The sequence below is a fragment of the Pseudomonas laurylsulfativorans genome, assembly GCF_002906155.1.
Taxonomy (GTDB): Bacteria; Pseudomonadota; Gammaproteobacteria; order Pseudomonadales; family Pseudomonadaceae; genus Aquipseudomonas; species Aquipseudomonas laurylsulfativorans.
In genome coordinates this window covers 597,965-619,829 of record NZ_MUJK01000002.1, presented here as the reverse complement: position 1 = coordinate 619,829, position 21,865 = coordinate 597,965, and the positions used below count along the sequence as shown (strand labels likewise).

General features: G+C 61.0%; 21 protein-coding genes. 10 read left to right on the top strand and 11 right to left on the bottom strand.

Translation table 11 applies throughout. The features are described 5' to 3' along the window. Window positions 1–238 precede the first annotated feature (238 nt). Window positions 239–1,426 (top strand): Na+/H+ antiporter NhaA, encoded by a 1,188-nt coding sequence (gene nhaA / locus B0D71_RS09190; RefSeq protein ID WP_103394487.1) that lies wholly within the window; start codon window positions 239–241, stop codon window positions 1,424–1,426. A gap of 104 nt (window positions 1,427–1,530) precedes the next feature. On the opposite strand, the gene B0D71_RS09185 is transcribed toward nhaA, so the two are convergent. Next, entirely contained in the window at window positions 1,531–1,995 is a 465-nt protein-coding gene (locus tag B0D71_RS09185) for an outer membrane lipoprotein (RefSeq protein WP_103394486.1), read from the bottom strand. Between the two features lie 164 nt (window positions 1,996–2,159). Between B0D71_RS09185 and B0D71_RS09180 the strand changes: the two genes are divergently transcribed. Next, window positions 2,160–2,396, top strand: coding sequence for a hypothetical protein (locus tag B0D71_RS09180; protein ID WP_103394485.1), 237 nt, complete (start codon window positions 2,160–2,162; stop codon window positions 2,394–2,396). A 5-nt stretch (window positions 2,397–2,401) separates the two neighbouring features. Here the strand turns inward: B0D71_RS09180 and pdxH are convergent, their stop codons facing one another. The 5 genes from pdxH to dinG form a co-directional block, all read right to left on the bottom strand. Further along, window positions 2,402–3,049, bottom strand: a complete 648-nt coding sequence (gene pdxH / locus B0D71_RS09175; protein WP_103394484.1) for a pyridoxamine 5'-phosphate oxidase — start codon at window positions 3,047–3,049, stop codon at window positions 2,402–2,404. A 24-nt stretch (window positions 3,050–3,073) separates the two neighbouring features. Continuing rightward, window positions 3,074–4,081, bottom strand: coding sequence for an OmpA family protein (locus B0D71_RS09170; RefSeq protein ID WP_103394483.1), 1,008 nt, complete (start codon window positions 4,079–4,081; stop codon window positions 3,074–3,076). Window positions 4,082–4,194: 113 nt separating this feature from the next. Continuing rightward, window positions 4,195–5,340 (bottom strand): serine hydrolase domain-containing protein, encoded by a 1,146-nt coding sequence (locus B0D71_RS09165; protein WP_103394482.1) that lies wholly within the window; start codon window positions 5,338–5,340, stop codon window positions 4,195–4,197. Window positions 5,341–5,571: 231 nt separating this feature from the next. Next, entirely contained in the window at window positions 5,572–8,067 is a 2,496-nt protein-coding gene (locus tag B0D71_RS09160) for a beta-galactosidase (protein WP_103394481.1), read from the bottom strand. A 95-nt stretch (window positions 8,068–8,162) separates the two neighbouring features. Next, entirely contained in the window at window positions 8,163–10,307 is a 2,145-nt protein-coding gene (gene dinG, locus B0D71_RS09155; protein ID WP_008016067.1) for an ATP-dependent DNA helicase DinG, read from the bottom strand. Window positions 10,308–10,405: 98 nt separating this feature from the next. Here dinG and B0D71_RS09150 point away from each other — a divergent pair, with 98 nt between their 5' ends. Next, on the top strand, window positions 10,406–10,870 hold the full coding sequence (locus B0D71_RS09150; RefSeq protein ID WP_103394480.1) for a CopD family protein: 465 nt from the start codon (window positions 10,406–10,408) through the stop codon (window positions 10,868–10,870). 52 nt (window positions 10,871–10,922) lie between these two features. Here B0D71_RS09150 and B0D71_RS09145 read toward each other — a convergent pair whose 3' ends face one another. The 4 genes from B0D71_RS09145 to B0D71_RS09130 all read right to left on the bottom strand — a co-directional run bounded on the left by B0D71_RS09145 (window position 10,923) and on the right by B0D71_RS09130 (window position 13,598). After that, complete coding sequence (locus tag B0D71_RS09145) at window positions 10,923–11,681, bottom strand: collagen-like triple helix repeat-containing protein (RefSeq protein WP_103394479.1); 759 nt, start codon at window positions 11,679–11,681, stop codon at window positions 10,923–10,925. Beyond that, on the bottom strand, window positions 11,674–11,952 hold the full coding sequence (locus B0D71_RS09140; RefSeq protein ID WP_103394478.1) for a DUF1145 domain-containing protein: 279 nt from the start codon (window positions 11,950–11,952) through the stop codon (window positions 11,674–11,676). The genes B0D71_RS09145 and B0D71_RS09140 overlap by 8 nt, the downstream gene beginning before the upstream one ends. A 148-nt stretch (window positions 11,953–12,100) precedes the next feature. Further along, entirely contained in the window at window positions 12,101–12,817 is a 717-nt protein-coding gene (locus B0D71_RS09135; RefSeq protein WP_103394477.1) for a PA1041 family peptidoglycan-binding anchor lipoprotein, read from the bottom strand. 91 nt (window positions 12,818–12,908) lie between these two features. After that, window positions 12,909–13,598: a PA1041 family peptidoglycan-binding anchor lipoprotein gene (locus B0D71_RS09130; protein ID WP_103394476.1), complete on the bottom strand. Its 690-nt coding sequence runs from the start codon at window positions 13,596–13,598 to the stop codon at window positions 12,909–12,911. 189 nt (window positions 13,599–13,787) lie between these two features. Here B0D71_RS09130 and B0D71_RS09125 point away from each other — a divergent pair, with 189 nt between their 5' ends. The 4 genes from B0D71_RS09125 (at window position 13,788) to B0D71_RS09110 (ending at window position 15,551) form a co-directional block, all read left to right on the top strand. Continuing rightward, complete coding sequence (locus B0D71_RS09125; protein ID WP_103394475.1) at window positions 13,788–14,285, top strand: DUF6231 family protein; 498 nt, start codon at window positions 13,788–13,790, stop codon at window positions 14,283–14,285. Window positions 14,286–14,289: 4 nt separating this feature from the next. Next, complete coding sequence (locus B0D71_RS09120; RefSeq protein ID WP_103394474.1) at window positions 14,290–14,766, top strand: YchJ family protein; 477 nt, start codon at window positions 14,290–14,292, stop codon at window positions 14,764–14,766. Between the two features lie 87 nt (window positions 14,767–14,853). After that, a complete protein-coding gene (locus tag B0D71_RS09115) occupies window positions 14,854–15,348 on the top strand; it encodes an LEA/WHy family protein (RefSeq protein ID WP_103394473.1) in 495 nt (164 codons plus the stop codon). Continuing rightward, window positions 15,345–15,551 carry an SEC-C metal-binding domain-containing protein gene (locus tag B0D71_RS09110; protein WP_008056806.1) on the top strand — a complete coding sequence of 69 codons (207 nt, stop codon included), beginning with the start codon at window positions 15,345–15,347 and terminating at the stop codon, window positions 15,549–15,551. Before B0D71_RS09115 ends, B0D71_RS09110 begins: the two co-directional genes overlap by 4 nt. A 45-nt stretch (window positions 15,552–15,596) precedes the next feature. Here the strand turns inward: B0D71_RS09110 and B0D71_RS09105 are convergent, their stop codons facing one another. Continuing rightward, entirely contained in the window at window positions 15,597–16,154 is a 558-nt protein-coding gene (locus B0D71_RS09105; protein WP_103394472.1) for a cysteine hydrolase family protein, read from the bottom strand. Between the two features lie 194 nt (window positions 16,155–16,348). Here B0D71_RS09105 and B0D71_RS09100 point away from each other — a divergent pair, with 194 nt between their 5' ends. The 3 genes from B0D71_RS09100 (at window position 16,349) to B0D71_RS09090 (ending at window position 21,695) form a co-directional block, all read left to right on the top strand. Continuing rightward, window positions 16,349–18,799 (top strand): penicillin acylase family protein, encoded by a 2,451-nt coding sequence (locus B0D71_RS09100; protein ID WP_103394471.1) that lies wholly within the window; start codon window positions 16,349–16,351, stop codon window positions 18,797–18,799. Between the two features lie 194 nt (window positions 18,800–18,993). Then, window positions 18,994–20,028 (top strand): ligase-associated DNA damage response exonuclease, encoded by a 1,035-nt coding sequence (locus tag B0D71_RS09095; RefSeq protein WP_103394470.1) that lies wholly within the window; start codon window positions 18,994–18,996, stop codon window positions 20,026–20,028. Next, on the top strand, window positions 20,025–21,695 hold the full coding sequence (locus B0D71_RS09090) for an ATP-dependent DNA ligase (RefSeq protein ID WP_103394469.1): 1,671 nt from the start codon (window positions 20,025–20,027) through the stop codon (window positions 21,693–21,695). Before B0D71_RS09095 ends, B0D71_RS09090 begins: the two co-directional genes overlap by 4 nt. The last annotated feature ends 170 nt before the right edge of the window (window positions 21,696–21,865 follow it).

Genomic DNA, 21,865 nt, shown 5'->3' with positions numbered 1-21,865 from the left:
GTTGAATCGAGCAGGAGTCGGCTTTTTATCAAGGCTCATCCAACAAGCTTAGGAAAAAACCTACATCCAGCACAGGTACAGCTAGGGTCCAATACGCCCGGCAACTGCTAGGCTCAGGTCGGCATTGACGGATTACTCTGTAACGACATATAACAAAAAAGAATATAACTTTTGTTTTAACAACTAACTGTACTTGTTAGGGTGTAACACCTTTTTAATTCACAGATGGAGAGCGACCTTGCCTCTGCGTAGCACTTTCACGCGTTTCTTTCAGTTGGAAGCTGCCAGCGGTCTGTTACTGATCGCCGCTGCCGTTCTGGCTCTAATCATCAATAACTCACCGCTGTCATGGCTGTACAACGGCCTGCTGGACACCCCCGTGGTGGCCCAGGTCGGCGCGCTGAAAATCGCCAAGCCGTTGCTGCTGTGGATCAACGACGGCCTGATGGCGCTGTTTTTCCTGCTGATCGGCCTGGAAGTGAAACGCGAAGTCCTCGACGGCCAGCTGTCCAAACCGTCGCAAATCGTCCTGCCCGGCGCGGCGGCGATTGGCGGCATGCTGGTGCCGGCACTGATCTACTGGTACCTCAATCGCGACACACCATCTGCTCTCAACGGCTGGGCCATCCCGACCGCCACCGACATCGCCTTCGCCCTTGGCGTGCTGGCTCTGCTGGGCAAACGGGTTCCTGTTTCGCTGAAGCTGTTCCTGATGACCCTGGCGATCATCGACGACCTTGGCGCGATCATCATCATTGCGATCTTCTATTCCGGCGCGTTGTCGACCTTGTCCCTGGCGCTGGCCGCGGCCTGTATTGCGGCGCTGATCGGGATGAATCGACTCGGGGTGGTCAAGCTCGGGCCGTACATGATCATTGGCTTGATCCTCTGGGTCTGCGTGCTCAAGAGCGGTGTCCACGCCACGCTGGCCGGCGTGACCCTGGCGTTCTGCATTCCGTTGCGCACGAAAAATGCCGAGCCCTCGCCATTGCTGACCCTAGAACATGCCCTCCACCCATGGGTGGCCTACGGCATTCTGCCGCTGTTCGCCTTTGCCAATGCCGGCCTGTCCCTGAGCGGCGTCACCGTCGAAAGCTTCACTCACCACGTCCCCATGGGCATCGCCATCGGACTGCTGCTGGGCAAGACCGTCGGTGTCTTCGGCCTGACCTGGCTGGCGGTGAAAACCGGCATCGCCGCCCTGCCCCAAGGTGCCAATTGGGGCCAGATACTGGGCGTGGCGATTCTCTGCGGCATTGGTTTTACCATGAGTCTGTTTGTCGGCTCGCTGGCCTTCGAGCCGGGCGTGAGTGATTTCGCCGGGATGGACCGCATGGGAATCCTGACCGGTTCGATACTGGCCGCGCTGATCGGTTACGGGGTGACGGCGATGGCGAGTCGCAAGAACACCGCGCTGGTGTCCTGATAATCCACGACAACGCCTGGCACCCATCAAGGCTTAGCACAGCTAGAAAACAAAAAACCCGATCAGTCACCTGATCGGGTTTTTTGTTTATCCGGTGTTTGCGCTTAGTGCGAAACGCGGCTCGTGCCATTCACACTGGCGATGCGTACACGCTCGCCAACACGGAACACTTCGTTCGGTTGAACTTCCTGAACGTAGGCGCGCATGCTGCCATCGTCTTCGCGCACGGTGATTTCCACGCCCTGGGTGCGGGTCAGGCCTTCCTCAGCGGCCGAACCGATCAGGCCGCCTGCTACTGCGCCGATGACCGCTGCAACGATACTGCCTTTGCCGCCACCGATGGCGCTACCGCCAACACCGCCGACCACTGCGCCTGCAGCGCCGCCGATCGGGGTTTTGGTGCCTTCGATTTTCACCGGACGCAATGCTTCGATAGTGCCCATGCGAACGGTCTGCACGCGACGCGCCTCGTCACGGGAGTAGGAGTCACCGGTCAGGCTCGATTGGCATCCAGTGAGCAACATCGCCATCGTGGAAAAGGAAGCAACCAGCAGAACAGACTTACGCATAGCATCAACTCCAAAGAAACAGATGTTCATTAAACTCCGCAGCTTGACGCCTGTCACGGCACAGCCCGGGTAAAATTGCTTTGATTCAGGCCCCGTTAAGGCGCCACCACGAACTCACACAGTAGCGGCAAAATCAGAAAACTGCCCACGGGCCAAGGATTTTCATGGACTACTTTATCATCGTCGTCACGACGGTTGCCGGTTTGTACTTCCACTGGTGGCTGTACGTACGGATCAAACGCTGGATGGACCGCGACCTGGCGCTAGCGCTGGCGGGCAAGGATGAGCAGAAAAAAGCCTTCATGCTCGAACAGTTGGCGAGTGCTCATGCCCAGAAGATCAAGCGTCGAGACCTGCCGAAGTGGCTGGAGGCCGCTGCGGCAGGCTATCCCGGTCGGTAGACTGCTCAGGGTGCCAGACGTTCAAGAATCCAGTCGGCGCCCTGCTGGCGGTAATTGAGGCGGTCGTGCAGGCGGCTTGGGCGGCCCTGCCAGAATTCGATGCGCTCCGGCAGCAGGCGATAGCCACCCCAGTGTTCCGGGCAATGCGGCTGGGTGTCGCTGAAACGTTGCTCGGTGTTCTTGAGCAGCGCTTCGAGTTCCCCACGATCGGCGATCACGCGGCTTTGCGGCGATGCCCAGGCCCCCAGGCGACTGCCCAGCGGACGGACCTGATAATAGGCGTCGGACTCCTCAGGCGTGACCTTCACCACCCGCCCCTCGATGCGCACCTGGCGCTCCAGCGCCGGCCAGAAAAACGTCATGGCCGCGAACGGATTCGCGACCAGGTGCTGGCCCTTGGCGCTTTCGTAGTTGGTGAAAAAGGTGAATCCCTGCTCGTCCAGGCCCTTGAGCAACAGAATGCGACAGTGCGGTCGACCGGCCTGGTCGACGGTGGCCAGGGTCATGGCGTTGGCTTCCACCGGCGCCTGTTCGGTTTTCACCGCGTCGGCGAACCATTGGTGGAACAGTGCGAACGGCTCGGTCGGGGCTTGCGCCTCGGTCAGGCCATCACGGGTGTAGTCACGACGCATATCAGCCAGGCCCTGGGTCATGGCGCATTCCTTTTGGTTAACGAATCACTGCTTTGCAGTATCGGTGCTGACGACCTTCTTGTCTGTCGCAGCGGCTTTGGCTGGCGTGGTTTTCTTCGCTGGCGTTGCAGTTTTCGCAGGGGCTTTCTTGGCCGGAGCTTTTTTCGCAGGGGCTTTTTTCACCGCTGGAACAGCAGCCTTTTTAGTCGCCGGGGCTGGTGTTACAGGCTTGGCGACCGGCTTGACGTCAGCGGCAGCGACCATGCTCACAGGGGCTGGAGCCGGCATGTTGTACTTGCTCAGCAGCGCGACCATGGTGTTCTGCGGAGTCACCAGCAGTTCCACGCGGCGGTTCAACGCTCGCCCTTGCACGCTGTCGTTGGCGGCACGCGGCGCATCACCGCCCAAGCCACGCAGCATCAAGCGATCACGCTGCAAACCACTGAGACGGAAAATCGCCGCAACGGCCTGGGCGCGTTCCTGGCTCAGCTTGACGTTGGCAGGCGCAGCGCCGGACGTATCGCTGTGGCCGAGGATCAGCACAGCGGTCTTTGGATCGGCTTCCAGGATCTTGGCAACGCGGGTGAACGGACCGAGCGTGACCGGCAGCAGCATGGCCGGACGATCAGGGTTGAACGAGCCTTCGACCGGCGCCGTCACCACCAGCACGTTTTCGCGGCGCTCGAGTTGCATGTTGCTGTCCTTGACCGCCTCGCGCAGACGCGGTTCGTAGTCGTCAAGCCAGGCCTGGGTGACTTTCGGGTCGGGCATCGGTACGGCCTTGGCGGTGCTCTGGTCGCTACCGCCGAACGGCCACCACCACTTGCTGCCGCTATCGGCTTGGGCCTTGGCCACCGCCACGGGTTTGACTTCAGGTTTCACCTCCGGCTTGGCCACGGGCTTGCCGGCACTGTCGTCGGAACCAAACGGCCAGTACCAGTGGCTGGCGCTTTCAGTCTTGGCGACAGGTGCCGTCGCATCTTTCTGTGGAGTCTGTGCGCAACCGGTAATGGCGAAGCACAGGGCCAAGGCGAGGGTTTTATTGGATGACATTGGATATCCACAAAAATGAAGTCAAAAAAATCAGGCCACATCGGCCCGCTTAAACAGACGCTTTGAAACTGAAAAGACTATCGGGTTCCAGCCCTGGAACCCGATAGCCGCTTTTACAGACAAGTGGCCAGAACCCGCACCAGCTTTTGCGCGCGCGGGTCCATCAAGACGTACGGCCCCAGGGTATTTGTCACAAATCCGAAGGCTACATCGTGCTCCGGGTCAGCGAAGCCGATGGAGCCGCCGGCACCCGGATGACCAAACGCCCGCGGGCCAAGGCCGAAGGTGGCATTGGCAACGTCCGGTTGATCGAGCATGCAACCCAGGCCGAAACGGGTCCGGGTCAGTAAAGTCTTGTCCTCACCAAGGCTATGCTCACGAGTCAATTCATCGAGCATTTCGCTTTCCAGCAGGCTGCCATCGAGCAGGCCGGCGTAGAAACCGGCCAGGCTGCGGGCATTGCCATGGCCATTGGCGGCCGGCTGCTGCATGCGTCGCCACTCGGGTTTATTGGTGCTGGTCATGATCGACGGCGGGTTGGTGAATGCCCGGGTCGTCATGGCCGTTGGCTCGCGCATGGTCACTTGCAGCAGGCGCTGGGCGGCAGCATCGCCGACATTACCCTTGCCCCGCGCAATGTGGGCCACACGATGGAACTCTTCGTCAGCCAACCCCACATGGAAGTCCAGGCCCAACGGCCTCGCGACCCGCGCCACGATGGATTCGCCCGGCCCACGACCGTCGGCACGGCGCAGCAATTCGCCGACCAGCCAGCCATAGGTGATCGCCGCGTAACCGTGGCCTTCACCAGGCGTCCACCACGGCGTTTCAGCGGCCAGGGCATCGACCATGGTTTGCCATTCGTAAAGGGCTTCGGGAGCCAGTAGCTCGCGCAATGCCGGAAGGCCGGCCTGATGACTGAGCAGTTGACGCAGGGTGACGGACTCTTTGCCGGCAGCGGCAAACTCAGGCCAGTAGCGCGCAACCGGGGCATCCAGCTGCAGCTTGCCTTCGGCCACCAATTGCAGCGCGGTGACCGCAGTAAAGGTCTTGGTGCAGGAGAACAGGTTGGCGATGGTGTCGCTGTGCCAGGCCTCGGCGCCGTCCTTGTCGGCCGTGCCAGCCCACAGATCGAGGACGGTTTCGCCACCGACCTGAATGCACAACGCCGCGCCACGCTCCTGGGGATCGTCGAACAGCGCCGCGAACGCCTCTCGCACCGCTTCGAACTTAAGCTCGTAATGACCCTGAATCTGCACCCGCAACTCCCCGGACTAACGCTTTACAAAGTGGCAGGCATTGTTCCAGCCCTTGAAGGTTTTGGGAACAGGGTTGGGCCGGGCGGTTGTTTCACCAGCAATCCTTTGCGGCGAGGGGGCTTGCCCCCGTTGGAGTGCGCAGCGCTCCCAAATTTTTCGGCCGTTGCCGAGATTTTGGGGTTGCTACGCAACCCAACGGGGGCAAGCCCCCTCGCCACAGGGTTTCAGGTGCTAATGACCATTCCCGGAATGCCCACCAGCGCCCTTCCCCGGCCCCTTGCCGGCTTCGGCCTTGCGGCCGCCTTCGGCATCGTGGCTGGCTTTGTCGGCCGCGGCCGCTGCCTTCTCGGCCTCTTTACCCAATTGCGCGACCGTCGCCAGGTTGCTCTTGCGCACGCTGTCGACAAAGCCCTGGAACGGCAGATCAGTGATGCCCACCAACCCGAAGTGACCGTTTTCACTGTCGAGCAGGCGCCCGGTGACCGGTTGATCGAGGTACTGGAACCAATGCACGCCAACAATCGACGGTTCGCTCAAGGCCTGTTTGAGGAAGTTGGCATACGCCGGACCGCGGTCCTCCTCCTTCGCCAACTGCGTGACCCCACCCCAAAACGGGCCACGATCAGCCGAGCCGAAATTGAACTCAGTGATCAATACTGGTTTGTCGAGACTGCGCAACCTGGCGAAGTCGTAACCGTCCTGGGGTTGCAGGGTGTACATGTTGAAACTCAACACATCGCAATATTGGGCGCAGGAGTCCACGGCTTCCGGCGTGCTGATGGCGAAACGGCCACCGAGCAGCAGCTGGTTCGGCGCGTGCCATTTGAGCGAGTCGGAGATGGTCTTGAAATAGGTGTCGGCAAAGACTTTCTGGAAGTATTTGAAGTCCGCTTCGATTTCCGGGTGCTCGGCGCTCGGGAGTGGCGGCACGAACCCCGGATCCTCCATCAGTTCCCAGGCCGGCAGATCAATGCCCCAGGCCTTCGACAGACCCGCCTGATTGCGGTACTTATCGCGCAGTTGCTTGAGGAATGCACGCTTGGCCGGCACGTCAGTGGTCATTTTCAAGGTGCCGTAGGCCAGGGCATAACGGGCTTTCGGATCATCGCCGGGACCGGCCCAAGCCAGTTCGTTGTCGGCGTAGTAACCGATCAACCACGGATCGTCACGATGGTCGCGGGCAGCAATCGCGACGGCGCGTTCGGTGGCCATGGCGAAACGTGGGTCGAACGGGTCGGGCATGCCGCCCCACCAGTCGGTGCCGGTACTGATGCTGGCGTAGTCGCCGACAATCGACAGCGGCAAGGTGTACGGCACGCGATCAGCGTTGCCCAACACCGGCGCACTCCAGTTGCCGATGGTGTTGAAGCCCCAGGCCTGCAAGCGATCAAGGGTATGACCGGCCCAGCGCTGCTCGTCAAAGACCGCTTTGCAGGGTTCGACAGCGACGGGGGCTGGCATATTTGCCTCGACTTTGGCCGCTTCGGCGACACCAGACTCGGCAGTCGCAGGCACAACCGGTTTCTCGGCGGCCTTTTCCGTCGTTGCTTCAACCGCATCAGCCTTTGCCGCCTCGGCGACGCCAGCCTTGGTGGCGCCGTTCGATTCGCAGGGATTGCCAAACAGGCGCTGCAGGTTGGCGCCGTAGAAATCGTACCAGCGCCCGGCGTTGTAGCCGCGCCCTTGGTCGGCCCCGTTGCCGCCTCGGTTGTCACCTTCCCCATAGTGGCTGGCGAGTGCCTCGTCAGCCTTGGGCAGGGATTCGAACATCCATTCACGACCGGCAACGTATGTCTGGTTGACGTCTGGAGCGACCGTATTGACCCCGAGGGAATAGAACGGATGTCCTTCCGGTGTCACCAGATACCAGCGACCATCGCGCTTCTCGGTGCGGAAAAAGCCACTGGCCTTGAACGACGGGCCTTTGGTCAAGCCACCGAATTGGTCCAGTGAGGACTTTTCGCGCTCGGCCAGCCAGGTTTTCAGTTGTTGCTGTTCTTTGGCGGAGGCGCTTTTGAGCTGCTCGTCGCTGCCAACTTTTTCCGGCCATTTGGCCCGGGTCGACTGGCCGTAAACATCCACCAATCCGCCATACACGGCTTGGGTGATCGACTCGCCATCCTGCACACCAAAACGCTCCAGCAGGATGCTTTGCGCGACTTTCGGCTGGTCCATCGACAAGCTCACCGACACCACCTGGCTGCGATCCAGCTCACCGGCGCTACTGGCCAGCAACACACGTTGGCCATCGACGGTCATTGGCATCGGTGGGCCGGCCTTCATGCCCTGTCCCAGCGGCGATGTCGCTTGCAGTGGCACCAACAGGGTTTGCGCAGGCCCCGCGGGCAGATCGACGCGGCTGACCAGTGTCTTGCCGTCGTTGCTCTGGATGGTCACGTACAGGGTCAAGGCCCAGTTCATCGCACTCTGGATCCGCAGGCTCATGACGCCCGACTGCGACCAGTCCCAGGCGCCCGTTTGCGGGGTCAGGCGCAAGGTTGGCCGGGCGACCGGGTTGAACGTCACCCGGCGCAGTACTTCGCCCTCGGGAGTTTGCTCGGCGTTGGATTGCGGCAGGCTGGCGTCCTGAGTCGCCACCTGGACCACGTCGGCGGGGCGCACAAAGTTGAACAGCGTCTGCTGGCTGACGGGGTCGGCCAACAGCGGTGTTGCGAACAGCAGGGTAAAAACGGCAGGTAACGAACGGCGCAGCGAACGGCAAATCATGAGAACGAAATTCTCCCTAACGACCCGGATGGGCCAGTGGAAAAGCGATGGCAGAGAGATAGACAACGCGGTGGGCAAAACTGCCCACCGGTTCTTCAGGAAATTTCTCGACGGAACGGCGGCAACGCGTTGAGGATGGCTTTGCCATAGCGCTGGGTCACCAGGCGCCGGTCGAGCAATGTGATGGTGCCGCGGTCTTCCTCGGTACGCAGCAAGCGACCGCAGGCCTGGACCAGCTTCAGCGAGGCGTCCGGCACGGAGATTTCCATGAACGGATTGCCACCCCGTGCTTCGATCCATTCGGACAAGGCTGCTTCGACGGGATCATCCGGTACCGAGAATGGAATCTTGGCGATGACCACGTGCTCGCAATAGGCACCAGGCAAGTCGACCCCTTCGGCGAAGCTCGCCAGGCCGAACAGCACGCTGGAATCCCCGCCATCGACCCGCGCCTTGTGCTTGTTCAGGGTTTCCTGCTTCGACAGGTTGCCCTGGATGAACACTTGCTTGCGCCAGTCGCGATCCAGGCCGTCGAACACGTCCTGCATCTGTTTGCGCGAGGAAAACAGCACCAGCGTGCCCCGCGAGCCTTCGACCAACTCGGGCAAATCACGAATGATCGCGGCGGTATGCGCCGCGGCATCACGCGGGTCAGCGTTCAGGTTCGGCACCCGCAACACACCGGCATCGGCGTGATGGAACGGGCTTGGCACCACCGCCGTCACGGCTTTTTTCGGCAGGCCGGCGCGCATGCGGAAGCGATCGAAGGTGCCGAGGGCGGTCAAGGTCGCCGAGGTCACCAGACAGCCATAGGCCACGTTCCACAGGTTGCGGCGAAGCATTTCCGCCGCGAGGATCGGACTTGCGTTGACCTCGATGTCGAACAACGAACCGCTTTCGGCCAGGGTCAGCCAGCGCGCCATGGGCGGGTTGTCTTCCGGGTCTTCGACGGTGAAGGCGGTCCACAACTCCCAGTTACCGGAAGAACGCGACAACAGGCTGCCGAACAGCGGATACCACTCCTCGGCCTGGTTACTGGCGATACCAATGTTGACCTCGCCGTCCATGCCTTCCTTGAGCAGGTCGGTCAGGCGGGTGAACAGGTCGGTCAGGCGCGCGAAGCCTTTCTTCAATTCGATGCCCATTTCACGCATGTGCTCGGGAATCACCCCGCCGACGAATCGATGACGCGGGCGCTCGCGGCCCTCGACGTCTTCGCCGGGTTTGAAATCGGCAATCTGCTCGCACGCAGTGAACATGAATTGCTGCTGGGTCTTGATCTCCCGCGCCAGTTCCGGCACCTGCTCGATCAACTTGCCCAGGTCGCCCGGCAAAGGGTGCTGGGCCAGCAGTTTGGTGAGGTTCTTGGCGGTGGTTTCCAGCCAGTCGGCGGTGGAGCGCAGGCGCGTGTAATGGGCGAAGTGGCCGATGGCCTTGTCCGGCAGGTGATGGCCTTCGTCGAACACGTAGATGGTGTCGCGCGGGTCCGGCAGCACCGCACCGCCGCCCAAGGCCAGGTCGGCCAGGACCATGTCGTGGTTGGTGACGATCACATCGACCTTGCCCATGCCTTCGCGGGCCTTGTAGAAGGCGCACTGGCCGAAGTTCGGGCAATGCCGGTTGGTGCACTGGCTGTGATCGGTGGTCAGGCGCGCCCAGTCCGCGTCTTCCAGGGCGGTGGACCAACTGTCGCGGTCGCCGTCCCACTTATTGCCGGCGAGCTTCTCGATCATGCTGGTGAACAGCTTCTGGCTGGCCTCGTCGACCTCGATCTTGAAGCCTTCTTCTTCGAACAATTGCGCGGTGGCGGTCTGCGCGTGGCCTTCCTGAAGCAACATGTCGAGCTTGGACAGGCACATGTAGCGCCCGCGGCCCTTGGCCAGGGCGAAGCTGAAGTTCAGCCCGCTGTTGCGCATCAGGTCAGGCAGGTCCTTGTAGACGATCTGCTCTTGCAGGGCCACGGTGGCCGTGGCAATCACCAGACGCTTGCCGGCGGCCTTCGCCGTAGGAATCGCCGCCAGGCTGTAGGCCACGGTCTTGCCGGTACCGGTGCCGGCTTCCACCGCGACAATCGCGGGGTCGCCACTGCGCCGGCCTTCGTCGTCGGTGTCGATGTCACCCAGGACCTTGGCGACTTCGGCGATCATCAGGCGCTGGCCGTATCGCGGCTTGAGGCTCTTGGCTTCGAGAAAACGCGAGTAGGCGCCCTGGATCGTGGTTTTGAGTTCGGTGCTGATCATGGATTGTCGGGCGCAAAAAACGCTGGATAAATTTTCAGTGGTTCGGATCGCCGCTATCATACCCCGCTAATTAATCCCGCGCAGAACGGAGTACCCCAATGACACCTTTTAGCCTCATTTATAGCCTGCATGTACTGGCGGCCCTGGTCTGGGTCGGCGGCATGTTTTTCGCCTGGATGGTCCTGCGCCCCGCAGCAATCACGGCACTGGAAGGCCCTGCCCGGCTGAAGCTGTGGGTAGAAGTGTTTCAAGGTTTTTTCCGTTGGGTCTGGGTGGCGGTCGTGCTGCTGCCAGTCAGCGGCGTGGGCATGCTGCATATGCACTTCAATGGTTTTGAAAGCGCACCGCGCTATGTACAGGTGATGATGGGCTTGTATGTGGTGATGACCGCGCTGTTTATCCGCATTCAGGCGTTGATGCTGCCGGAGTTGCGCACCGCCGTGGCCGAGCAGGATTGGCCGGCGGGTGCCGGTGTGCTGGGAAGGATTCGCAAGTTGGTAGGGATCAATCTGTTGGTGGGGTTGGCTGTGGTGGTGATAGCTGCGGCTCGGCCGATGTTTTGAATCTGCCGAGCTTTTGTGGCGAGCCCCCTCGCCACAGGGCTCTCGGCGCTTCTTACATCCGCTGCACTGTCACCGAACCCGCCGCGCCTTCAGGCCCTGGCTGACCATCAGCTCCAGGCTTACCGCTCTTGCCGCCATCGGTCTTGTAAATCAGGCAACCCTTGGCCTTGCCACCCGCGCCCGGCTTGCCGCCAGGGCCAGCCACACCGCCGGCACCACCAGCCACCTGAACCTTGATCCGGTCTGCCGGGAAGTCGTGCGGTACTGCCAGTTTAACCAGCGCCCCCGGCGCTCCCGGCTGACCATTACTGCCATCGCTGCCATCGGCACCGCGACCGGCCTGCCCCCAGGTGCAGCCCGGTTCCTGGCCGTTAGCCCCATCTAGCCCTACAAACCCCGGTGCGCCCGCACCACCACGAGCATCAACGATCAATTGCGCTGCGTTCAGTGCCTTGATCTGCAAATCGAGGTTGCGTCCGGATCGGGCGGCCTTCTGATAGGTCCCGGGGGCGCCACGGGCGGTGATCTGGCTGCCTTCGGACAAATCAGCGCGACGGACCTTCAGCGCCAGCGCCTGCTCTCCCGGCACGATGGCGATGCGCGCTTCACGACCCAGATGCAGTTCACCCACGGTGACTTCTGTGACGTTCGAAGGAATCAGCAAGGTGCCGTAATCGGCCACTTCCAAACGCTCCAGCTGCAGGGTGCTGGCGGTGTTGGGCAAGCGCATCAGCGAGTTGGGTTCGACACTCACCACCTGTGCGCTGGCCAATGGACTGATGAGTACGGCGAGCAGGCAGAGTTTACGCATGGGAAGCCTTCGAAGCGCTGGGGGCAGGAATGGTTTGCAGGTGAAATACGCCGAAAATGACGATCTTCAGCCGGTCGAGCCAGGGATGGGCGCGACCCCGGAGGCTGCGATAGCACAGCAACGCTTCCAGTAGATGGATGCACCCCAACAGGCCGCCGGCCAGATTGACCAACAGGTGCAGCGGAAAGACGAATGGCGTGAGCTGATTGACCAGCACCACCAACCAGAACAGCAGGGTCAACAACCGCCCCAGCCCCCATAAGACTTTCATACGCGCCCCCGATGAGAATTATTGTTTGCGCGCACAGTAACGGCTTCCACGCGGGATAAGCCAGAGGGCAACGAAAAAATCTTCATGAAGGCCGCCGAACGGCCGTCGCAGCGATCACAGGTGTCGCTCGACGGCTCTATCTCTTGGTTCAGCGGTTGATATGCAGTTCCACTCGACGGTTTTTCGCGCGACCTGCATCCGTCTCGTTGTCGGCAATTGGCTGGCTCTCGCCCTTGCCTTCGCTGGTGACTTTGTTCGGTGCCACACCCTGGCTGATCAAGTATTCCGCCACGCTGCTGGCGCGTCGCTCCGACAAGGCCTGGTTATAGGCATCCGACCCCACGCTGTCGGTATGGCCGACCACCTTGATGCTGACCACACCGGCATCCTCGAACTTGCTCATCAACGCATCCAGCTGACTCTTGGCCGTCGGAGTCAGGTCGGATTGATTGAAGGCAAATAGTACGTCGCCGGCATCACTCAAGGTGATGACTTCCGATTGCGCAGGCTCGGGCGTGACGCTGGCCGGATACTGCGGAACCGCGCAACCACGGTGGTCAACCGGGGTATTGGCGGGGGTGTCAGGGCAACTGTCACGCCGGTCGAAAACGCCGTCGCCATCTTCGTCGCCATCCTGGGCATAGCAGATCAAGCCGCCGGACAAGATACCCAGCGCCGCGCCGCCCGCGGCCCAGGCACCACTCTCGATTGCGCCCAGACCACCACCGACCAGGCCGCCGATGAGGCTGCAAATTGGCCAGGTTCGTTGATTGAGGGGGGCAGTACCATCGCTGTGAGTCGCGCAGCCGGTCAAGAGGCTGCCAAGAAGCAGAACCGGCAAGACGGTCCTTGTGAGAACGATCATATTGAAAGCTCCTGTGTCACCGGCCAATACCGGTTACACAGGAGTAAAGACCCGCATCCGCGACTGCACAAGGCGCGGATGCGAGGGGGGCTTAACGCTGGATTTTGATTTCCGTACGACGGTTCTGTGCACGACCGTCAGCGGTTTTGTTGTCCGCAACCGGCTGGCTTTCACCGGCGCCGGCAACCGACACGAAGTTGCTGCGAGGTACGCCTTCCTGGATGAGGTACTCAACCACCGAGTGAGCGCGTTTATCCGACAGTTTCTGGTTGTAGGCGTCGCTGCCCACGCTGTCGGTATGACCGGTTACGCTCAGTTGCGCAGTTGGGGCTTCAGCTTTCAGGCGAGTGGCAATCTTGTCGAGTACCTGTTTGTCGGACGAGGTAAGCGTGGCTTTATCGAACTGGAAGTGAACATCGCGGATGACAATGGTTTCTTCCTTGACCACAACCGCTTCTTCGACCACAGGTGCCGGTGGTGGGCAACCGTTGGCATCGACCTGAACGCCTTTTGGCGTGCCTGGGCACTTGTCGCGACTATCCGGTACACCATCGCCGTCTTCGTCGCCATCACCGTGAACCCAGCAGTAAGCCGCTGCCGTACCGCCGACGAGCAGAGCACCATACCCTGCCCATGCCGAGCTTTCGGTTGCACCGAGGCCCGCGCCCACGACACCACCAACTGCCGCACAGGTCGGCCAGTCGGTTTTCTGCAAACCTGCGCAACCAGTCAAGACACTGGTTAGCAGAACCAAGGGTAATGCTGTCCGAACTATGCTCATCTAGTTTTCTCCTGAGGGATCGGCTTAGAACCGATTCAGGTAGTAAAGACCCGAGTTTTAAACTCCGCCAGCAATAGGCCATGCTGTTTATTTGTGTAATAACGACAGGTTGGCGCTTTTGTCGCCAAGCCGCTCTAGGCCCAAAGGTTCGGGCAGGCTAGTCTTGGCAGATCTGATTGAGGATCTTCGATGATTGCAGGTATTTCTTCACGCACGCCACAACAGGCACTGGCCGCTTTGCTTGACCGATATGCCCCTGCGCGCCTGTTGTTGATCGGCGCCAGCGAGTTCCCGGCGCTGGAGGCTTTCAAACGTGCGCACCCGGACAGCTGCGTCGCTTTAGCAGCTCCCGGCCCATTGCCCGACGAGTTGGCGGCCCGCCGTTTCGACCTGGCCCTGGTGGTCGATTGCCTGGAGCATTTGCCCAAGCGCGATGGCCTGAACCTGCTGGGTGGTATCCGCAACCTCAATGCCAGCCGCATCGCCGTGCTGGCGGATCTGCCGGCCTGTGGCTGGCAGGAAACCGACTTTTTCTCCCTGGCCCTGCAAGCCAGCGAACGCTTTCAACGGGACGAACAGGTCCTGACCCTGTTTACCTACGATCTGCTTGAATACAAACAGGTCCCCGACTGGCTCAATTCGCGCTTCTGGGCCAATCCGGAAAACTTCGGGAAATACTGGTGGTAATGCAATGAGTACATCCATTTGCCCTTGCGGCAGCGGCACACTGCTCGACGCCTGCTGCGGTCACTACCATGCCGGGCACCCGGCCCCGTGTGCGGAGGCCTTGATGCGCTCGCGCTACAGCGCCTACGTGCTGGGATTGGTCGACTATCTGGTGGCCACCACCCTGCCCGCCCAACAGGCTGACCTGGACCGTCAATCGATCAGCGACTGGAGCGCGCAAAGTACGTGGCTGGGCCTTGAGGTGGAAAGCTCCGAAGTGCTGGGCGGCCAGCCTGAACACGCCTTCGTGACCTTCACCGCGCGCTGGCACGATAGCAACGGCGAGCACAGTCACCGCGAGCGTTCATCATTTGTGCAGAACACCGGGCGCTGGTATTTCATAGACCCCACCGTGCAGCTCAAGCTAGGACGCAATGACGCCTGCCCGTGCGCGAGTGGGCAGAAGTTCAAGAAGTGTTGTGCAGGGTATTTCAGCAGTTAGGACATGGAATGCCTGTGTGCCACGCACGCGCTGCCGAAGGCTGCGATCTTTTGGGTCTAGACTGGGGCTCAAGGGAGACTCACCACGATGATCATCCGCCGCGGCGCACGCTATCTGCTCACGTTGTTCCTGACACTGGGACTCGGCGGCTGTGCATCGTGGTTCGGTGACGACTTGCCGGACCCCGAGGTCCATCTGGTGAAGATCGAGGTGGTCAGCGCCAAATTGCTGGAACAGAAATTCCTCCTGCATTTTCGCATCGACAACCCCAGCGACAGCGACCTGACGGTGCGCGGTCTGGAATACCGCATTCACTTGGGTGACATCCTGCTGGCCGACGGCGAGTACGAACACTGGTTCACCATCGGCCCCAGGCACAGCGCTTACTTCAAGGTGCCGATCCGCACCAACCTGTGGTCCAAGGTCCGTGATCTGGCCAAACTGCTGAAAAAATCCGACCAACCCATTCCCTATCGTCTGGAAGGTGAACTGGAAACCGGTATATTCATCGCCCACTACGTGCACCTGGCGCGCAATGGCGTGATAATCGCCGCCGATTTAATTCCGGAGCAACACCGATGACCCAGCAACCCCACGTCCACGGCCCTGACTGCAACCACGATCATGACCATCACCAACATGATCACGACCACGGCCATGTCCACGGTCCGAACTGCGGCCACGCTCACCAGGAACCGGTGCGCAATGCCCTGAAAGACGTCGGCCGCAACGATCCGTGCCCATGCGGCAACGGCAAGAAATTCAAGAAGTGCCACGGCGCTTGATGCATTCCCTTGTAGGAGCGTCGACCGGCTGCTCCTACAGGTTTTTCAGTCAGCCTTTAATACATATGCAGCGCTGACCACCGTCGCATACTCGCCGTGCAGATTTCCCAGCGACATGGCATGCACCTCTTCGGCGCGATGGGGCTGGCCGAAAAAATCAGCCTTGTCGAAGGTAAAGCACGCATCCTCGACCACCCACGCATCAAACCCCAGGTTGCCTGCGGTGCGCGCCGTGGATTCCACCGAGTTGTGGGTCGCAACACCCACGATGATCAACTGCCCGATCCCCGCCTCGCGCAACTGCCTCTCCAGCCCCGTCGAACAAAACGCATCCGGCACCTGTTTCTGGATCAAACGTTCTCCGGTCCTTGGCGCAAAGCGCTCCTGAAACTCCACTCCCGACTGCTGTGGCCAGAACACTGAGTCCGCTGAGCGGGACAGGTGCTGCACATGAATCAGCGGTCGAGCGGTGCGTCGCCAATGGTCGAGCAATTCCAGCATGCGCTCTTCGGCCAGAGGATTATTCCTGCGGCCGAGCCTCGGATGCAGGATGCCTTTCTGTTGATCGATGATGATCAAGGCCGCGTTTGCCTTTAGCTCCATGCCGATTGTTCTCCAGGATTGTTGACTGTGTCGCACTTCAACATCACCCATTGCGACTGGCAAGGCTGCGATCTTTCCGGTTTATAGGACAAATCCTCAAATAACCTTGAACCCCGCTTGCGCGGCCACCTCCCGCTCACTAACGTAGCGCCTTTATTGCGCGCCGCCGCCTCTACCCCCGCAGGAGCTTTGCCATGGCCTCGCCAGCCCTTACTCATTTTCTACCCCGGTTCGGCGTTGCCGCAGCAGTGGCCGGCGTCTTAAGCCTGACTGGTTGTCAGAGCTTCAACGCCCAGGACACCCTCCCGCCGGCCTCCGGCGTACAACCGCTCAAGGGCCTGGCGCAGAACGTTTCGGTGCGCCGCAATGCGATGGGCATGCCGTTAATCGAAAGTAACAGCTTCCACGACGCCCTGTTCACCCTCGGTTACGTGCACGCCAGCGACCGCATCACGCAGATGGTCACCCTGCGCCTGCTGGCCCAGGGCCGTTTGGCCGAAATGCACGGTGCCGACCTGCTGGATGCCGACCGCTACATGCGGGCGGTCAACCTGAAGAAAAGTGCTGGCGAGTTGTACAAGGCCTCTTCGCCGCGCCTCAAACGCTTCTTCGAAGTCTATGCGCGGGGCGTCAACGCTTACCTGTTCCGCTACCGCGACAAACTGCCGGCGGACCTGGCGGCCACCGGCTACAAACCTGAATACTGGCAGCCGGAAGATTCGGCGCTGATTTTCTGCCTGTTGAACTTCAGCCAGTCGACCAACCTGCCGGAAGAAATTTCCTCGCTGGTACTGGCCCAGACTGTCACCAACGACAAACTCGCCTGGCTGACGCCATCGGCGCCCGACGAAAAACTGCCGGCCGCCGAAAGCGAAAAACTGCAAGGCCTCAAGCTTAACGGGCAAGTACCGGGGCTGGCCGAACTCAGTAAGGCCACTGGCCAACTGTCGGACCTGAACCTGCTGGGTGCCACCTCATCGAACAACTGGGCCATCGCCCCGCAACGCAGCCGCAGCGGCAAGAGCCTGCTGGCCAGTGACAGTCACGGCCCGCTGGGCGTGCCATCACTATTCAGCTACGTGCAGATTCGCGCGCCGAAGTATCAGGCGTCCGGCGTGACCATCGCCGGCCTGCCGATGGTGCTGGGTGGTTTCAACGGCAAAGTGGCGTGGAGCATGACGTCCGTGATGGGCGACAACCAGGACCTGTTCCTGGAGAAGATCAAACGCCAGGGCAACGGGCTTACCTACGAAAACGCCGGGAAGTGGCAGCCGGCGATCGTGCGCAACGAAACCTATTTCGTCAAAGGCCAGCGACCGATTCGCGAAGCTGTCTACGAAACCCGCCATGGCCCACTGCTCAACAGCGCCCAGGGCAGCACACTGGCCAATGGCTTCGGCTTGGCCTTGCAGACACCAAGCTTCACCGACGACAAGACCCTGGACGCGTTCTTCGACCTGTCCCGTGCCCAGAGCGTCGAGAAAGCCTCGGATGCCAGCCGCGAAATCCGCGCCATCGCGCTGAACCTGGTGTTCGCCGATGCCAGCCACATCGGCTGGCAAGTCACCGGTCGTTACCCGAACCGCCGCGAAGGTGAAGGCCTGCTGCCCTCTCCGGGCTGGGAAGGTCGTTACGATTGGGACGGTTACGCCGACCCAATGCTGCACCCGTACGACCAGGACCCGGCCCAGGGCTGGCTCGGTACCGCCAACCAGCGGGTCATCCCCCATGGCTACGGCATGCAATTGTCCAATTCGTGGGCGGCACCGGAACGCGGCGAGCGCCTGGCCGAACTGGCTGGCGCAGGCAAACACGACAGCCGCAGCCTGATCGCCATGCAGTATGACCAGACCACTACCTTCGCTGCCAAGCTAAAGAAAATGTTCGAAGCGCCGGGCATGGCCCAGCCGCTCAAACAAGCCATGGACGCCTTGCCGGCGGCCGATCGCGCCAAGGCACACGAAGCCTACAGCCGCTTGATGGCGTTCGACGGCAAGCTCAGCCCGACCTCCACCGATGCGGCAATCTACGAACTGTTCCTGCAGGAAAGCACCCGGCAGATTTTCCTCGATGAGCTGGGGCCTGAAAGCAGCGCGGCGTGGAAGGCCTTTGTCGCCGACGGCAAGTTATCCTACGCCGCCCAGGCCGACCACTTGCTCGGGCGTGAAGACAGCCCGTTCTGGGATGACGTGCGCACCGCCCAGAAAGAAGACAAAGCGGCCATCCTCGCCCGCAGCCTCGCGGCAGCGATCAGCGCGGGCGACAGCCAGCTGGGCAGCGATCACAAAGGCTGGCAGTGGGGCAAACTGCACCGCTATGAGTGGAAGAACAGCAACGGCCAGACCGTACGCGGGCCATTACCGGCCGGCGGCGATCACACCACGCTCAACACCTCGGCGTTCGCCTGGGGCCAGAACTTCAACACCACACTGGCGCCGGCCATGCGTTTTATCGTCGACTTCGGCCAGTCCGAACCGTTGATGGCGCAGAACGGCACTGGCCAATCCGGCAACCCGGCCAGCCCGAACTACCTCAACAGCATCGAACCGTGGCTCAAGGGGCAATACATGAGCCTGCCGATGCAGCCGCAGAACTACGACAACGCCTATGGCAAGAATCGACTGACGCTGACACCCGGCAAGTAAGCTCAAACCCCGCCCAATGTGGGAGCGAGCTTGCTCGCGATGGCGTAACAACAGCCAACATCGTTGGTGACTGACACGCCCCTATCGCGAGCAAGCTCTCCCACAGGGGATGTAACGGGCTTATAAAAAACAGATAGAACTTCTCTCCCCGCGCCAACCTCAAAGCTAACAAGTCTCTCCACACTGGCAACGCCATGGACCTTGTTATCTCGCGTCCCGAAGGTTTGTACTGCCCCGCTGGCGACTTCTACATAGACCCGTGGCGGCCGGTCGAACGCGCCGTGATCACTCACGCCCACGGCGACCATGCCCGTGCCGGCAATCAGCATTACCTGGCGGCAGCGCCCGGCGAGACCATCCTGCGCGCGCGGCTGGGCCAGGACATCAACCTGCAAACCCTGCGCTATGGCGAACGGCTGCTGCATCAAGGCGTGTTCCTCAGTTTTCATCCCGCTGGCCACGTGCTCGGCTCGGCGCAGATTCGGCTGGAATACGGCGGGGAAGTCTGGGTCGCATCCGGGGACTACAAGATCGAACCCGATGGCACTTGCGCGCCGTTTGAACCGGTACGCTGTGACACCTTCATCACCGAATCGACCTTTGGCCTGCCGATCTACCGCTGGCAACCCCAGGCGCAGGTGTTTGCCGAGATCAATCAATGGTGGCAGGCCAATGCGTCTGTCGAAAAAACCAGCGTGCTGTTCTGTTATTCCCTCGGCAAGGCCCAGCGCATTCTCCATGGCATCGACGCGCGAGTCGGCCCCATTCTGGTGCATCCCGCCGTGGAACCGATCAACCGGATCTACCGCGAAGCGGGGGTTTATCTGCCGCCCACGATTCATGCCGCCGACATCAAAAAGAGCGATCCGAGGATGCGCAAGGCACTGGTGCTTGCCCCTCCTTCGGCGGCAAACAGCAGTTGGATGCGCCGCTTCGGCGATTACAGCGATGGCTTCGCCAGTGGCTGGATGCGTGTGCGCGGCACGCGCCGACGGCGCGGCGTGGACCGAGGCTTCGTGCTGTCAGACCACGCGGACTGGACAGGTCTGCTGTGGGCCATCAAACAGAGTGGCGCACAGCGGATCATGGTGACCCATGGATCGGCCGGCGCACTGGTGCGCCACCTGCGCGAGCAGGGGCTCGATGCCATGGCGTTCGATACCCAATACGGCAATGACGAAGAGGACGTGGTCATCGCCAAAGCCGAGCTCGTCGGGGGGCTGCCGTGAAGGCGTTCGCCGAGTTGTATGCCGAACTGGACGCGTCCACTTCGAACAACGCCAAACTGGCGGCGATGCAAAACTACTTCGCCCAGGCCGCGCCGGAAGATGCCGCATGGGCAGTGTACTTTCTGTCAGGGGGACGCCCCCGGCAGCTAGTACCGGTAAGGGTGCTGCGCGAAGTGGCAATGGCATTTTCCGGTTTGCCGCAATGGCTGTTCGAAGAGAGTTACCAGGCCGTTGGTGATCTCGCAGAAACCATTTCGCTGGTGTTGCCGCAAATGTCGCACCGTTCAACCGACGGGTTGGCCACTTGGGTCGAGGACAAGCTGCTGCCACTACGCGGCGAAACACCTCAATCCCTGGCGCAACGCTTACCGATGCTGTGGGCGCAACTGGACAGCCAGAGCCTGATGGTCTGCATCAAGCTGATCACCGGCAGCTTGCGCATCGGCGTGTCCAAATTGCTCGTGACTCGCGCCCTGGCTGCCGTGGCCAACCTCGACAGCAAACGCGTGGCGCAGCGGCTGGTGGGTTACACCGATCAGACCCACCGCCCCAGTGCCGCCAGCTACCTGAAGCTGATCGCCGCCGAATCCCTTGATGAACACGCCCAGCGCGGCGGCCAGCCCTACCCGTTTTTTCTCGCCCACGCCTTGTCGCCGTCCGTGGAGCAATTCGAGGCACTGCTCGGCCCCGTCCAGCACTGGCAGGCAGAATGGAAGTGGGATGGTATCCGCGCCCAGCTGATCAAGCGCGACGGACGACTGTGGATCTGGTCACGAGGCGAAGAGCTGATGACCGAATGCTTCCCCGAACTGGACAGTTTAATTCTGGGCCTTCCCGACGGATTGGTGATCGATGGCGAGATAGTCGCCTGGAAATCTGCGTCAACTGGCACCGAAAAGGCTTTTGAACCAGCAGCGCAACCTTTCGCCCTCCTGCAACAACGAATCGGTCGCAAGACCCTGGACCGGAAAATCCTCGAAGAAGTGCCGGTGGTGCTGCTCGCCTTCGATTTGCTCGAATGGCAGGGTGAAGACTGGCGCAACCGGAGTCAGGCCGAGCGACGCGCGCAATTGGAATGGGTGGTCAGCGACTGTGCCAATCCACGGCTGCACCTCTCGCCGTTGTTGACCGCCGACACCTGGCTCGATCTCGCCCATCAGCGCGAGGCATCACGCGCCCTCGGTGTCGAAGGCCTGATGCTCAAGGCGCGCGATGCCATGTATGGGGTTGGCCGCACCAAGGGCATGGGCGTGTGGTGGAAATGGAAAGTCGACCCATTCAGCGTTGACGCCGTGCTGATCTATGCGCAACGAGGGCAAGGACGCCGGGCCAGCCTCTACAGCGATTACACCTTCGCCGTCTGGGACGGCCCGCCAGATGCCAGCGAACGTTCTCTGGTGCCGTTCGCCAAAGCCTATTCAGGGTTGAGCGATGACGAAATCCGCCAGGTCGACAGCATCGTGCGCAAGACCACGGTGGAAAAATTCGGCCCGGTGAGCACTGTCCAGCCAAGCCTGGTGTTTGAATTGGGCTTTGAGGGAATCGCCCTCTCCCGCCGCCACAAAAGCGGCATTGCCGTGCGCTTTCCGCGGATGTTGCGCTGGCGCAAGGACAAGTCGGTCGAAGAAGCCGACAGTCTGGCGACCCTACAGAATCTGCTCAGCTAAGCCCTCTTTTCATCTTCAATATTTTTTCTTTTTGAACCGAACGGGTGCGGCCATTTCCCTGCGCCCGTTTTCGTGCATAAATCTGTCTCCGGCTATTTCCAGACACCTTTTAAAACGCTTGTTCGGCACTCTGGTTCGGAAATTGCTACTTTCAACAGGTCTTACGCTTT